Origin of the sequence: Brevibacterium yomogidense (assembly GCF_900163715.1) — a bacterium.
Taxonomy (GTDB): domain Bacteria; phylum Actinomycetota; class Actinomycetes; order Actinomycetales; family Brevibacteriaceae; genus Brevibacterium; species Brevibacterium yomogidense_A.
In genome coordinates this window covers 142,567-157,330 of record NZ_FWFF01000001.1, presented here as the reverse complement: position 1 = coordinate 157,330, position 14,764 = coordinate 142,567, and the positions used below count along the sequence as shown (strand labels likewise).

10 protein-coding genes are annotated in these 14,764 nt (G+C 69.5%); 2 read left to right on the top strand and 8 right to left on the bottom strand.

What is annotated here, in order from left to right; translation table 11 throughout:
- The first annotated feature begins 34 nt into the window (after positions 1-34).
- On the top strand, positions 35-1,489 hold the full coding sequence (locus FM105_RS00625; protein ID WP_179207001.1) for a DUF1684 domain-containing protein: 1,455 nt from the start codon (positions 35-37) through the stop codon (positions 1,487-1,489).
- 111 nt (positions 1,490-1,600) lie between these two features.
- On the opposite strand, the gene FM105_RS00620 is transcribed toward FM105_RS00625, so the two are convergent.
- Positions 1,601-3,580, bottom strand: a complete 1,980-nt coding sequence (locus FM105_RS00620) for a M13 family metallopeptidase (RefSeq protein WP_087003153.1) — start codon at positions 3,578-3,580, stop codon at positions 1,601-1,603.
- A 122-nt stretch (positions 3,581-3,702) separates the two neighbouring features.
- On the opposite strand from FM105_RS00620, the gene FM105_RS00615 reads away from it, so the two are divergent.
- Positions 3,703-4,374 (top strand): copper resistance CopC family protein, encoded by a 672-nt coding sequence (locus FM105_RS00615; protein WP_256970120.1) that lies wholly within the window; start codon positions 3,703-3,705, stop codon positions 4,372-4,374.
- Between the two features lie 196 nt (positions 4,375-4,570).
- Here FM105_RS00615 and FM105_RS00610 read toward each other — a convergent pair whose 3' ends face one another.
- The 7 genes from FM105_RS00610 to FM105_RS00580 all read right to left on the bottom strand — a co-directional run bounded on the left by FM105_RS00610 (position 4,571) and on the right by FM105_RS00580 (position 14,583).
- The gene (locus FM105_RS00610; protein WP_179207000.1) at positions 4,571-5,692 is read right to left on the bottom strand and encodes a glycerate kinase; all 1,122 of its coding nucleotides are present in this window, start codon (positions 5,690-5,692) and stop codon (positions 4,571-4,573) included.
- Positions 5,693-5,927: 235 nt separating this feature from the next.
- Positions 5,928-7,184 (bottom strand): MFS transporter, encoded by a 1,257-nt coding sequence (locus FM105_RS00605; RefSeq protein ID WP_256970119.1) that lies wholly within the window; start codon positions 7,182-7,184, stop codon positions 5,928-5,930.
- Positions 7,185-7,307: 123 nt separating this feature from the next.
- Entirely contained in the window at positions 7,308-8,948 is a 1,641-nt protein-coding gene (gene pgm, locus FM105_RS00600) for a phosphoglucomutase (alpha-D-glucose-1,6-bisphosphate-dependent) (RefSeq protein ID WP_087003150.1), read from the bottom strand.
- Positions 8,949-9,115: 167 nt separating this feature from the next.
- Entirely contained in the window at positions 9,116-10,444 is a 1,329-nt protein-coding gene (locus FM105_RS00595; protein WP_087003147.1) for a hypothetical protein, read from the bottom strand.
- Between the two features lie 4 nt (positions 10,445-10,448).
- Positions 10,449-10,775 carry a rhodanese-like domain-containing protein gene (locus tag FM105_RS00590; protein WP_087003144.1) on the bottom strand — a complete coding sequence of 109 codons (327 nt, stop codon included), beginning with the start codon at positions 10,773-10,775 and terminating at the stop codon, positions 10,449-10,451.
- Positions 10,776-10,921: 146 nt separating this feature from the next.
- Entirely contained in the window at positions 10,922-12,772 is a 1,851-nt protein-coding gene (locus FM105_RS00585; protein WP_087003141.1) for a class I adenylate-forming enzyme family protein, read from the bottom strand.
- Between the two features lie 305 nt (positions 12,773-13,077).
- Positions 13,078-14,583, bottom strand: a complete 1,506-nt coding sequence (locus tag FM105_RS00580; protein ID WP_087003138.1) for an acetyl-CoA hydrolase/transferase family protein — start codon at positions 14,581-14,583, stop codon at positions 13,078-13,080.
- Positions 14,584-14,764 lie beyond the last annotated feature (181 nt).

Here is a 14,764-nt window from a genome sequence, read left to right as displayed (position 1 = left end):
TCCGAGCGTACGCACCCGACGATCCGAGGAACACTTGGAACAGTTCACCTCAGAATGGCAGGCGTGGCATGACGACCGCCTTGCCGCTCTCGCCACCCCGTTCGGCTTCCTCAGCATCACAGGTCTCCACTGGCTGCAGCAGGGAGAGAACACCTGGGAGGGCGCCCCGGGAAGCTTCGACCTGGACGGCGACACGATCCGCTTCCGGATCGGCACCGGCCGCAGTGCCGGGCCCACCCGTGCCGCGCTGGAGGCGGAAGGCGCGCAGGACGCCGTCGGCGGCCCAGACACCGTGGCCCCTGCCCGAGGCGACGCTGACTCGCACGCGAACGGTGCCCTGCGCACGACGCTCGGGACGGACCGGTCCGGAACGCCGTGGATCCGCCTCGCGAAGGATGCCGCCCTCTCCTGGCTCGTGGCCGATCACACCGCGTACGAAGCGATCAACCGGGACGGTCGGATCGGTGTCCGCGTGCGCGATTCGAAGTCCGCGCTCCTGTCGAACTTCGTGGACATCCCCGCGTTCCCGCTCAAGCGATCCGCAGTGGTGCCCGGTGTGTTCGTGCCGTATTCGGAGCCCCGCTCCCGCCGTATCGCGACTGCGCTGCCGGGGCTGGAGATGGACCAGCAGACGCTCGGCACCCTCACCTTCGAGTTCGGCGGCGCCACCCACACGCTCACGGCGACCGGCAGCCTGCAGACCGGTCTCACAGTGGATTTCCAGGACCGCACGAACGGCGACACCACCCCCATGTGGCGCACGCTGAGCGTCGGCCTGCCGGATCCGGACGGTGTCGTGACCCTCGATTTCAACCGCACCGTCGTCTATCCCTTCGCGTTCATGCCGTGGGCGACCTGCCCGGCACCGGTCCGCGAGAACATCCTCTCCGTCGCCGTGCGGGCGGGGGAGCAGTCGCCCACGCGCACGATCTCCGAGGACGGCGTGAGCCACCCGGTGGGTCTGATCGCCATGTCCGACGGCTTTCCCCTGCCCGAGGTCCTCGACTGGCTCGACGACTCCGGCACCGAGCTGTTCCGGCACCGTCTCCGCCGCAGCACGACCGTTCCCGGGCCGATGGCAGCCTCCGCGTTCATCGTCTTCGGCATGAAGGACATCGACGGGCACGCCGATGACGCTTCGGTGGCGGCGGTACGCGAGTTCGCCGGCGACGCGCTCGCCGTGGGGACCCCGGTCATCGGCATCGGGACCTCGGGGGCGGAGATCGTGTTCGACGCCGCTCGGGAGCAGATGGGCTCGACCGGTCAGCACACGTCCTTCGACACCAGCCCGATGCCCGTCGTCGTGAGCGCGGACGTCGCCGAGGACCGGATGCTGCGCGGCTGCGTCACGATGTGCCCCGAGGCCGACATGGGCATCATCGACATCGAGGCCCTCGCCGCAGAGATCGGCGACGACACGGACACCCGGCGACGGGTGTGGACCGACCTCATCGATCGCTTCACCCGCCTCGTCATCACCCGAGGCTGACACGGAACAGCCGCCTCGGGCGAGGTCCTCAGACCCGCCGGAGGCGGCTGCTCGGTTTCACCGGCTCCTCGGTGTCACCGACGGCTCCGTCTCACCGACTGCTCCGTGCCGTCACCAGATGGAGACCCGCTCCTCCGGCGCCATCCACATGCCGTCGCCCTCCTGGGTGCCGTACACCTGGGCGAACGCGTCCATGTTCTTGACGATCTGGTTGCAGCGGAACTCCTCCGGCGAATGCGGGTCGATCGTCAGGCGGCGGCGACGCTCCTCGTCCCGCATCACGGTCCGCCACGCGCGGGCCCACGACTCGAAGAACGCTCGCCCGTCGTCCTCGGTCACCTCGACGCCGCGCTCGGCGGCCCGGAGGTGGAGCGCCTTCCACGCGATCGAGAGACCGCCCAGGTCGCCGATGTTCTCGCCGATCGTCAGCGCGCCGTTCACCGTGTCTTCGTCGGCCATGCCGCGGGGCACGAGCACATCGAACTGGGCGATGAGCGATCCGGTCTGCTCCTCGAATCGTGCCCGGTCCTCCTCGGTCCACCAGTCGCTGAGCGTCCCGTGCCCGTCGTAGCGCGACCCCTGATCGTCGAAGCCATGGCCGATCTCGTGCCCGATGACCGCACCGATCGCTCCCAGATTCTGTGCGTCGGACGCCTCCGGGTCGAAGAACGGCGGCTGCAGGATGGCCGCGGGGAACACGATCTCGTTCATCACCGGGTGGAAGTACGCGTTGACCGTCTGCGGGGTCATGAGCCATTCGGTGCGATCGATGGTCTGGCCGATCCGCTTCACCTGGCGCTCATGCTCAGCCTCGGTCGCTCGGCGCACGTTGCCCACGAGGTCGTCGGCGCGGATCTCGGACGTGTACTCGCGCCACACATCGGGGTAGCCGACCTTCGGCGTGAACAGCCCGAGCTTCTCGAGCGCGCGCTCCTTCGTCTCCTCACCCATCCAGTCGAGCGTGCGGATCGACGAGTCGTACGCCTGGATGAGCGCGTCGACCAGCTCGCTGATCGCCTCCTTGGACGACGGCGGGAACTCCTGCGCGACGTAGATCCGGCCCACTGCTTCTCCCAGCAGCGATTCCACGAGGCTCACGCCCCGCTTCCACCGCTCGCGCAGCTGCGGGGTGCCGGACAGCGACCGACCGTAGAAGTCGAAGTTCGCCTCCACCACGTCGCTGTTCAGGTACGCGGCGAATGCGTGGGCGGTGCCCAGCATGGCCCACACCTTGAGGTCATCCAGCGAGGCCTCCGCCCACACCGTGCCCAGACCCTCGAGGAAGCTGGGCTCGCCCACGATCACGTGGGGCGCGTCGCCGGCACCGACCTCGGTGAGCCATCCGCGGACGTCGAAGCCATCGGCCAGCTGCGCGGCCTCATCGATCGTCATGCGGTTGTAGGTCTTCTGCGCGTCGCGCGTCTCCACGACGTCCCAGTGGTCGCGCGCGAACCTCGTCTCGAGGTCGAGCACGGTCTGCGCGATGTCAGCCGCATCCCGTCCGGTGCGTGCATCGATGCCGGTGAGGGTCGCCATGCGGGCGAGGTGCGCGACGTAGAGCTCACGGACCTCCGCGTGCTGGTCCTCCCGGTAGTAGGACTCGTCGGGCAGGCCGATCCCGTCCTGATGGACGTAGAGGACGTAGTGCTCCGGGTCCTTCGCGTCCGCGGACACGTACGCCGCGAGTGCTCCGGGGCTGCCCGAGCGCTCCAGCCGGCCGAGGACGCGCACGAGCTCGTCGTGGTCGCCGGCCGCCTCCAGTGCCGCGAAGTCGTCCTCCAGCGGCTGGACGCCCAGCTCCTCGACCCGGTCCTCGTCCATGAACGAGGCGAAGAGGTCTGCGACCTTCCGCGCCTCCTCGGCGGCGGCATCCGATCCGGTGTTCTCCGCGGCGTGGGTGATGATGTCCCGCACCTTCTCCTCGGCGATGTCGAAGAGTCCGCGGATGACACCGTCTGCGGACCGGTCATCGGGAATGGTGTGCGACGCGATCCACTCACCGTTGACGTGGAGGTAGAGGTCGTCCTGCGGGCGGATGTCCGTGGGGATCTGGGGGGCGTCAGCGGACGCAGTGCTCTGCTCGGTGGTCATACCCCCACACTAGAAGCCCGGGCGCGGGAAGATGAAGTTCCCAGACTCATCACGGATAATCGGAAGGGTCCCGGGTGTGACATCGCACCGCCGGGACCCTATGCACATCCACAGGAGGTCTCGTGACTCTGCGCTCTCGCACGCTCACCGCTGTCATCGCGGCGCTGCTCATGGTGTTCGGCCTGACGGTCGGCCAGGCCGCGCACGCCCATGATCAGCTCGTCGGGTCGAACCCGGAGGAGGGCGCGGAACTCGACGAACAGCCGGAATGGCTCGAACTCGACTTCAGCGGAGAGATCCAGGACGTCGGGACGGAGATCCAGGTCCTCCAGGACGGCGACGAGGACATCTCCGCCGGCGAGGTGACCGTCGAGGGAACCACGGTCTCCTCCGCGCTGCCGGACAACATGACCCCCGGTGACTACACGGTGCAGTGGCGCGTCGTGTCCTCGGACGGCCACCCGATCTCCGGCGAGTTCGACTTCACCCTGACCGATGCCGTGGGCGCCGGTGAGGAAGGCGGCGCTGACGAGGGTGAGGGCGGCGACGGCCCCGCAGAGCTGGGCGGCGCCGCTGTCGACCAGCCGGAGGACGGCGCACAGGACCAGGGCGCACTGAGTGAGGATGCGGACTCCGGCGGCATGTCGACGCCGATGATGATCCTGCTCGTCGTGGGCGGCCTCGCGGTCGTGGTGCTCGTGATCCTGTTGCTGACCCGCAAGCAGAAGGGCCTGCCGGGTACTCCCGGCAACCCGGAGAACCCCGAGACGCCGGAGAAGCCCGACACGAAGTGAGCGACTCCCACTGAAGGGCGGACGAGTCAGTCCGGCTACGAACCGGATTCACGATGAGTCGGCCCGATGACGAGCCAGTCCGACGGTCGAAGCAGCCCGACGATCGAGACAGTCCGACGACGAGGCGCCCCGCACAGCACGTGCGGGGCGCCTCGTCGTGTGCGGGGGTGCCCTATGCTCGGGGCAGCTCCGTGTCCTACGCCCGGAGCAGCTCCGCGAGGCGCTCGCCCGCCTGCCGCACCACTGCGGCGGGACTGGTCATGCACGTCTCCTCAGGCGCGAGCGACCGCAGTTCGACGATCCCGGAGACGCCCGGGGCTTCCTCCGAGGTGATCTCGGCAGCGCCGCACACCACCCACACAGGCACCCCGGCCTCGCGCCCACGGTCGATCACAGCGCCGGGACCCTTCCCACTCAGGGTCTGGACGTCGAAGCGCCCCTCACCCGTGACGACCAGCTCAGCGGAGGAGAACGCGTCCTCGAATCCGACGAGCTCCATGATGTAGTCGGCGCCGGGGCGGACCTGGGCGCCCAGCCCGGCCAGCGCTCCGAATCCGGTGCCGCCCGCCGCGCCGGCACCCGGGGTGAGCGCGATCCGTGCGATCGCCTCGGCGTCGGCTCCGCCAGCATCGGCGAACCGGTCGCGCAGGTGCGTGAGCGCGCGGTCCAGGAGAGCGACCTCGGTGTCGGAGGCGCCCTTCTGCGGCCCGTAGACGGCGGCCGCCCCGGTCTCACCGAGCAGCGGGTTGTCGACGTCGCTCGCCAGCACGACCTCGACGTCGCGCAGGCGATCGTCCAGACCGGTGAGGTCGACCTGGGCGACCTCGAGCAGGCCCAGACCCCCGGTGGGGACGGATTGACCCGAATCGTTGAGGAACTGGGCTCCCAGCGCGGCGAGCATCCCCGCACCGCCGTCCGTCGACGACGAACCGCCCACCGCGAGCACGATCTTCGAGCAGCCGGCGTCCAATGCGGCGGCGACGACCTCGCCCGTCCCGTGCGTCCCGGCGTTGAGAGCGGTGTCCCGCGTGGGGGAGACGAGCGCGATGCCCGACGCCTCCGCGAGTTCGACGATCGCCGTCCGGCCGGACTGCGCCCACGTCGCCTCGACGGGATGCCCCAGCGGGCCGGCGACCGTGGCCGTGCGCTGTTCGAAGCCCGCTGCCAGGGCGGCGGCGACGGTGCCGTCTCCGCCATCAGCGATCGGCACGGAGGCCACGGTGTGGCCGGCGGCGGTCAGCGGCGGAGTGAGTTCCGCAGCGACCTGAGCGGACGTGAGGGTTCCCTTGAACTTGTCGCAGGCGAGCAGGATATGCATGCTCTCAGCCTAGTCGCGGCACACGGTCGGTCTGGTCGGGAAACAGTGCCCGTCTGGTCACGGGACAAGAGCGCACATGCCGGAGAACTGAGCCGTGGCGGCCACACATGTTTCAGTCTGACCGCCACGGTGGAATCAGTGTAGCCGACCGGTGAACACGTGTCTTCCCGCAGGTGAGAGCATGTTCGCGACGGCGTCACCCGGCTGCGTCACTCGACTGTGTCACCCGGCCGCGTCACCCGTTCGGATCCACGACGGGCAGGGACTCCGTGTCGATCGTCTGGCGGCGCGGCCTGCGCAGCGCCGGCGTCCGCGCAGGGTCCATGCCCGGCAGCCCGATGACGGCGACGATGAGCCCGAGCGACGCGCAGATCGCGATGATCCAGATGGCCTCGTGCGCGCCCATCCGGTCGATGACGGTGCCGGCCAGAGCGGACCCGATCGCCACCCCGAACCCCAGCGCCGTGGAGATCCACGCGAGTGACTCCGTGAGCCGCTCCGCGGGTGCGAGCGTCTGGATGACGGAGCTGACCGCGATGAGGCTGGGCGCGATCCCGACCCCCACCACGAAGAGCAGCGCCGCGAAGACCACCATGTCGTTCGCCAGCAGCAGGAGCCACGCGCCCGCGGTGAGCACGGTGAGCATGAGGGGGAAGCGGTACCGCACCGGCATCTGCCAGTCGTACGATCCGTAGATCGTTCCTGCGACCAGGGATCCCGCTGCCAGTGCGCTCAGCGCGATCCCGGCGAACGCCTTCGCCCCCTGCTCGTCCCCGAACCCCACCGCGGTCACATCGATCGCCCCGAACAGCACGCCCAGGAAGATCTGGCACACGATCGCTGCGAGGATCCCCGGGTGGGTGAGCACGCGCCCACCGCCTCCGACGGTGCGGCCCCGCGGCGCGGGTTCCGTCGCCTTCTGCGGGTAGAAGAGCAGTGCCCCCACCGCCGTGGCCACTCCGGACAGCAGGACGCCGGCCGGCGCGAACCACAGAGTCGCGAGCGCCGTGACGACGACGGGTCCGGACACGAAGAGGAACTCGTCCGCGACCGCCTCCCAGCTGAACGCGGTGTCGAGCTGCCGGGAGTTCCGCACGAGTGCGTTCCACCGCGCGCGCACCAGCGACCCGAGGCTGCCCACGCTGGCGCCGACGATCCCTGCCAGCAGGAAGACGAACCCGAACCACCACCCGAGGAGGACCGCGGCGAGCAGGCCGACGATCCCCACCAGATGCACGCACACGATCGGCACCATGACGCGCGACTGCCCGTGGGCGTCCACGAGCCGCGCGATGAGGGGATTCGTGACCGCCTGCACGACCATGAAGACGCTCGTGACGAGCCCCGCGAGCTCGTAGGATCCCGTCTCGCCCTGGACGAACAGGACGATCCCGAGGCCCAGGATGGCGATCGGCATCCTGGCGACCAGACCGGCGAGCGAGAACTTCAGCGCCCCGGGCAGGGCGAAGATCTCCGAGTACGTCCGCAGCATAGGGCTGATCCTACGGTTGCGGACGGGCGCGGGGGCTCAGCTGCAGACTGAGCCAGCCGCCGCCGAGGTGCCGGTCATCGACCAGCCGACCGGCACCTCGGCGGTGGGAGCCGTCGGATCCGCTCAGCCGAGGACGGAGTCCACGAGCGCGCGCGCCTCCCGCTGCACCTGCGCGAGGTGGTCCTCGCCGCGCAGGGACTCCGCGTAGATCTTGTAGACGTCCTCGGTGCCGGAGGGGCGGGCGGCGAACCACGCGTGGTCCGTGCTCACCTTGATCCCGCCGATCGCGGCATCGTTGCCCGGAGCCTCGGAGCGCACATCGGTGATGGGGTCACCTGCGAGCGTCGATTCCGTGACGTTCTGAGCGTTCAGCCGCTTCAGCGCCGCCTTCTGCTGCGGGGTGGCCGGAGCATCGGTGCGGGCGTACGCCGTGGTCCCGTGCTCCGCCGCGAGTTCCGCGAAGCGCTGCGAGGGCGTCTTCCCCGTCACGGCCAGCATCTCCGCCGCCAGCAGGGCCAGGATGATCCCGTCCTTGTCCGTCGACCACACGCTGCCGTCGCGGCGCAGGAACGACGCCCCCGCGGACTCCTCCCCGCCGAACGCCACGGTGCCGGACTGCAGCCCCTCGACGAACCACTTGAAGCCGACCGGCACCTCGTAGAGCTCGCGGCCGTGTGCGGCGACGACGCGGTCGATCAGCACGGAGCTCACCAGCGTCTTGCCGATCCGGGCATCCGCCGGCCAGTCGGGGCGATGCTCCAGCAGGTAGTCGATCGCGACGGCCAGGTAGTGGTTGGGGTCCATGAGGCCCGCATCGGGGGTCACGATGCCGTGGCGATCCGCATCGGCATCGTTGCCGGTGGCGATGTCGAAGGAGTCGCGGGACGCGACGAGGGACGCCATCGCGTAGGGGGAGGAGCAGTCCATCCGGATCTTCTCGTCCCAGTCCAGCGTCATGAACGCGAACGCGGGATCGACCTCCGGGTTCACGACCGTGAGGTCCAGGTCGAACAGATCACTGATCCCCACCCAGTAGTCGACGGCGGCACCGCCCATGGGATCGGCGCCGATCGTGATCCCCGCCGACCGGATCGCGTCCATGTCGATGACCGATTCCAGGTCGGACACGTAGGCGTCCATGAAGTTGAAGTTCGTGGTGTTCTCGAGGTGGAACGCGCGCTGGAACGGTGTGCGCTCGATCGACTCCCACCCCTGTTCGAGCAGGGTGTTCGCACGCTGCTGGATCCAGTCGGTCGCATCCGTGCCGGCGGGGCCGCCGTGGGGCGGGTTGTACTTGAAACCGCCGTCCGTCGGCGGGTTGTGGCTGGGCGTGATGACGATCCCGTCGGCCAGCCCCTGCGCCGCCGCGTGCTCCCGGTTGTGGGCGAGGATCGCGTGGGAGATGACGGGAGTGGGTGTGTACCCGTCCCGGTCATCGATCATGGCCGGCACCGCGTTCGCGGCGAGCACTTCCATCGTCGTGAGGAACGCAGGCTCCGACAGGGCGTGCGTATCGCGTCCGACGAAGATCGGTCCTGTGTGCCCCTGCGCGCGGCGGTAGTCGACGATCGCCTGCGTCGTTGCGGCGATGTGCGCCTCGTTGAAGGACCTCGTGAGGCTCGAGCCCCGATGACCGGACGTCCCGAAACTCACGCGCTGGGCGGCATCCACCGGGTCCGGGACGAGGTCGTGATACGCGTCCAGGAGCTCCGGGATGTCGACGAGGTCGCGCTCCTCCGCTGGCTGGCCTGCTCGATTCTGCATGTCCTCACTATGCACAAACGGTATGGATCCGGGGCCGGATTCTCGCATAGTGGCCCCGCGGTCTTGAACCGGGACAGCAGCAGGGGCCCCGCCGTGACCCGGTGGAGACCCTGCTGACCGGCTTCAGAACCAGCCGTCCGTCGTCAGGCGCGGGCGCAGCCGGTGGGTCAGACGCGGGCGCAGCCGGTGCCTGAGGACACCTTCGTGAGCATGCCGTCCATGCGGGTGCCGCCCATCACGTCGACGGTGTATCTGCCGTCGTCCGTGGTGACGAGCGACGGGGCCTCCCCGTCCTCCACATGGTCGGCCGCCGTCGATCCGAAGTACGGGTACTCGGACAGGGACATGCCCATCCGCATAGGCGCCGCAAGCGTCACGTCGTCCGGCATCTCGCCGAGCTCGGCCTCCCACGCGAGGCAGGTGCCGACCCAGTCCGGCTCTCCGTCAGCGGGGGAGTAGTAGGTGACCTCGAAGGTGCCCCACGTCCTCGTCTCCGATCGGTAGCCGCGGTGGGCGCCCTCCTCGGAGAACTCCGAGGACTCGGCGTCCGGTTCGCCCATGGAGGCTGCGATCGCGTCGAAGGCCTCCTGGTCGGAGAGGTCCTCCTGGCCGGGCAGGATCCCGTTGTCGCCGTCGACGCCCACCACGAGCGTCTCATCCGGTCGCGGCACGGAGTCCATGAAGTCCTCGACGTGGTCGATCTGCCGGACGGAGCCGGAATCGATGTCCCACGCGACGTTCTTCCAGCCGATCCCGCTGGGCTCGTCCGTGTCGCCGTCGCGCTGCTGCCGCACGTAGTAGCGGTAGCCGTCGCCGTTGCGCAGGCTCGAGTGGAGGAGGGCCACGCCCATCCCGGCGGGCTCGTGGGTCAGGAGGTCGACCGCCGAGGCGCTGGTCTCCTCTGCCTCGTCACCGTCCGCTTCGTCCGTGATCGGGTCGCCCGCGGTGACCAGTCCCATGACCTGGAGGGCGTCCTGCGTTCCGCCGACGAACAGTTCGCCGGAGTCGAGGAGGGCCTCGGCCCCGTCCGGTGCGTCGCCGCCCACCGCCGAGCACGAGAACGGCACGGCCGCGTAGCTGCGGCCGTCCGGTCCGATCTCGACGTACCCGGCCCCGCCGGTGATCGTGAGTTCGACCTCGGCGCCCATGTCTGTGAGCTCCGGCGAGGGGTTCGACGGTGCGAACGTCGCCCGTCCGCCGTCCACGGTGACGGGGCCGTCGTGGTGGCAGGCGGGGATCCGGTCGTACGGCGCGGAACCGAAGTCGATGTCGAGCTCGCGCGTGATGGCGGCGGCGAAGTCATCGCCGGCCGCGTCGTCATCATCCGCCGCCGCGGTGGCGGCCTCATCGGTGGCGTGGGCTGTGGAGGCGTCGGGCGCCGGGGTGGTGGCCCCGGCCTCGGCGTCGGTGTCCTGTGAGCAGGCGGTGAGGGCCACGAGCGCCGAGGCGGCGAGGACGGCCGCAGCCCGCCCCCGCATCGTGCGGAGAGTCGTCACCGGGTCACTTCACCCACGGCTCGTCGTCGCCCTCGGCGACGATCGGCTTGCCGTTGTCCAGGTTCCAGGCTCCCATGCCGCCGGTGACGTCGATCGCGTCGAAGCCGTTGTCGTTGAGCCACATGACGGCCTGGCGCGACCGGCCGCCGGTGCGGCACACGACGTAGACGTCCTCGTCGAGCGGCACCTCGCCGTAGCGTGCCGGCAGATCCGCCAGCGGGATGTGCAGTGCTCCCTCGATGTGGCCGGCCGCCCATTCGTCGTCCTCGCGGACGTCGAGGATCGGAGCGCCCTCGGGGATCTCGTCAACTGATGCGCGTGGATTGTCCATGGGAGAAGTCTACGAGTCGGATCCGTCGAGGATCGTATGGAGGTGTGACGGATCCGGAACGACCGGCGGACGACGGCACCGCTCTGGTGAAGCAGGGCGGTGCCGTCGTCAGTCAGAGGAGTGCGTCAGTCACTGCTCCGACCCGGTCACAGGCGTGCGCGCAGCTCCGTCTTCAGCACCTTCCCTGCGGTCGAGGTGGGGAGTGCGTCGACGAAGTGGACTTCGCGGACCTTCTGGTAGGGCAGCACCTGACCGGCGAACCAGTCCATGAGCGCCTTGGCGTCGCCGTCAGTCTGGGCAGTGTCAGGACGATGCACGATGAAGGCGATCGGGACCTCGCCCACGTCTGCGTCGGGGCGACCGACGACCGCGGCCTGCGCGACGTTCGGGTGCGCGCTGAGGATGTCCTCGAGCTCGCGGGGGTACACGTTGTACCCCTTGTAGAGGAGCATGTCCTTCGCGCGGTCGTGGATGCGGACGAAGCCCTCGGAGTCGATGGAGGCGACGTCGCCCGTGCGCAGCCAGCCGTCGACGAACTGCGCCGCCGTCAGCTCCGGAGCATCGGCGTAGCCGGCGGTGACCTGGGGGCCGCGGACCCAGAGCTCTCCCTCGCTGCCGGAGGGGAGGACCTCGGTGCCGTCTGCGGAGCGGATCTCCAGCTGCGTGTCCGCGATCGGAACGCCGACTGTGCCCGGCTTGCGGGTGCCGCCGACGGTGATGTCCGAGGCGGTGACGACGCAGGTGCCCTCGGTGAGGCCGTACCCCTCGCCGACGATCGCGTTCGGCATGACCTCGGTGATCTTGCCCAGCGACGTCGCGTCGAGCGGCGCCGCACCGGACATGGCGGCTCGGATGGTCGGCGCGGTCTGGCCGGTCTTGGCCGCGTGCGCCGCGAGTGTGAGGTACATGGGCGGGTTGCCGGACGTGTACTCCGCCTGCCAGCGGTCGCACAGGTCGATGAAGGTGTCCGGGCGGAAGCGGCCCGTCAAGACGGTCGTGACGCCGCCCAGGGTGAAGAGTGCGATGCTCGCGATGCCCTGCGCGTGGAACAGCGGCGGCACCTGGATCGCGACGCCCGCGCCCCGGCGCAGGAGCGGTTCGCCGAGAGTCTCGATCGGGACGAGGTCGAGGTCTCCGTCCGCGTCCCGCACGATGCGGACGTGCAGTCGCCATGCGGCGACCTGCGTGACGTTGTCGATCACGTTGCGGTGGAGGACGCGCACGGCCTTCGAGCGGCCCGTCGTGCCGCCCGTGAACTGGTAGTGGGCGACCTCGTCGGAACCGGCGAGGACGGGGGCGAAGGAGGAGGCGGCGTCCGAGGCATCGACCGAGGCGGATAGCGCGGCGGCGTCCGATCGTTCGGCGACCGCGACCTCGGCGGCGGTGGATGCTGCGGCGGGAGCCGCGATCGCGGCGGCGAACGAGGCGAACCGGGGCTGGGAGGCGTCGTCGACGGCCTCGCGGGCAGCGGTGAGCTCCTCGTCCGTCGCCGGACCCGCCCAGGTGACGCCGGTGATGAGGATGCGGGTGAGGTCGAGGTCGTCGGCGGTCTCGAGTGCGGCGGCGAGGTGCGCCGGGTGGGTGATGAGGAGGTGGGCCTGCGCGTCCGTGAGCTGGCGGGCCAGCGCGGGCGCCGGCTGGAGGGGGTTCACAAGGGTGACAGCGGACCCGGTGAGCAGCGCGCCGAAGTAGGCGATGGGGAAGTCGAGGGTGTTCGGCAGCTGGATCGCGACGACCCGGCCCGGTCCGGCGCCATCGGCGGCGAGCCGTTGCGCGAGGCGCGAGGCCCGGGCGAGGAGCTCCGCGAAGGTGATGGTGTCTTCCCCGTCGATGAAGGCGAGGCGGTCGGGATAGCGCTTCGCCGAGGACAGGAGGATCTCCGGAACCGCCGCGGGGGTGTAGTCGAGCTGCCGCGGCATGCCGGCGGGGAAGTAACCCGTCTGCGCGTCGTGGTCAGCGGTTCCCTGGTCAGCGGTTCCGTGGTCCGTGGTCGTCATCGATCCTCCGTAGTGAACTGGTGGCGCGGTCGTCGCGCAGACACGGTGCAGGGCCGTGCACTCACTGTCGGAGCATAGAACTGTCTGATCGTTCGTTCAAGACGAGGGGGTGGATGCGGATGGCGGCGAATGCGCGGGGGCAGAAAACGGAGCGAAAGCTGCTGGCGGCGAGAGCGCACCCGCGCGATTCGTCGTACGAAATGGTGCGGATGTTGCGCACTCGGCTCGCAGAGATCGCACCCGCGCGAGAGGCTTCGTCGCATGCGGCGGTCTGCCGCAGCCCGGGCGCTACATGCGTCTGTGCACTACATGCGTCCGTCCGTCGCGGCCCGCTGGTGCCAGCTGAGTGCCTCCTCGAGGAGGTGAGGGGCGTGGCGGGCCGTGGTGTTCTGGGCGTACGCACGATCGTGGTAGTCGTGCAGGCGGTCGCGGAAGTCCGGGTGGGCGCACTTGTCGATGATGCGCTTCGCCCGCTCGTTCGGCGCTGTCGCGCGCAGGTCCGCGATGCCCTGCTCCGTGACGATCACGTGGACGTCGTGCTCGGTGTGGTCGACGTGGGGCACCATCGGCACGATCGCGGACAGCTCACCGTTCTTCGCGGTCGACGGTGAGACGAAGAAGTTGAGGAAGGCGTTGCGGGCGAAGTCGCCGGAGCCGCCGATCCCGTTGATCATCTTCGAGCCGTTGATCTCCGTGGAGTTCACGTGGCCGTAGATGTCCGTCTCCACCATCCCGTTGATCGCGATGACGCCCAGGCGGCGGACGATCTCCGGGTGGTTCGACATCTCCTGGGGGCGCAGGAGGATGCGGCCCTTGTAGGACTCGATGTTCCGGTTGAACTCCTCCGCCACCTCGCGGGTGAGGGAGAACGACGTGGCGGAGATCGAGTCGAGCCTCCCGGAGTCCAGGAGCCGCAGCAGGTTGTCCTGGATGACTTCCGTGTAGGAGGTGAGGTGTTCGAACTCGGAGTCCGCAAGGCCGGCGAGCACCGCGTTCGCGACGTTGCCGACGCCCGACTGCAGCGGCAGGAGGCTCTTCGGCATGCGTCCGGCGGAGACCTCGTGGCGGAGGAAGTCGATGAGGTGGTCGGCCATCGCCTCGGACGCGTCGTCCGGCGCCGCGAACGTGTTGTCGCGGTCCGGCGCGTTCGTGTGGACGACGGCGACGACCTTGTCCGGATCGACGCGCAGGTAGGGGTCGCCGATGCGCTGGAGCGGATCGAGGATCTCGATCGGGCGGCGGTGCGGGGGCAGCTTCGTGCCGTAGTAGACGTCGTGGAACCCCTCGTACTCGCGCGGATGCCACTCGTTGACCTCGAGGATGACCTTGTCCGCGAGGTCGAGCCACGTCTTGTTGTTGCCCACCGAGCTGCCGGGGACCAGCAAGCCGTTGGGCAGGATCGCTGCGACTTCGACCACGGCGACGTCGAGGTTGCCGTGGAACCCGAACCACACCTGCTGTGCGAGGTGCGACAGGTGGGTGTCCGTGTATTCGACCTCGCCCGCGTTGATCTGCTTCCGCAGGTCCGGGTCGGACACGAACGGAGCGCGCTTCGCGATGCCGTTCACGCGGGCGAGTGCGCCGTCGACCTCTTCGCCGGTGGAGGCGCCGGTGAGGAGGTTGATGCGGAAGTCCTCTCCCGCTGTGTGCGCGGCGTCGATGCGGTCCGCGAGTGCCGCGGGGACGGCCTTCGGGTGGCCGGCGCCGGTGAAACCGCTCATGCCCACGGTGTCTCCGGGGCGGATATGCTCCGCGGCGCGGTCAGCTGTGGTGACCTTTGCCGCGAGGGTCGGATCGGTAATTCGATTCATGCGCACATTGTCTCAGTCGACGTTCAGGAAACTGAAAGCGCCTGGTGGGAGGGGCGTTCGTGCGGCGGGTGGTCAGGCGCGACGAGCCGCTGGCGGCCTGTGTACGGTGGGCGCTGGGTGCGAGACGCATCCCGATCTGGCCTCGTCAGCACTTGCCCTGGACCATCCGGAAGGACCGCGC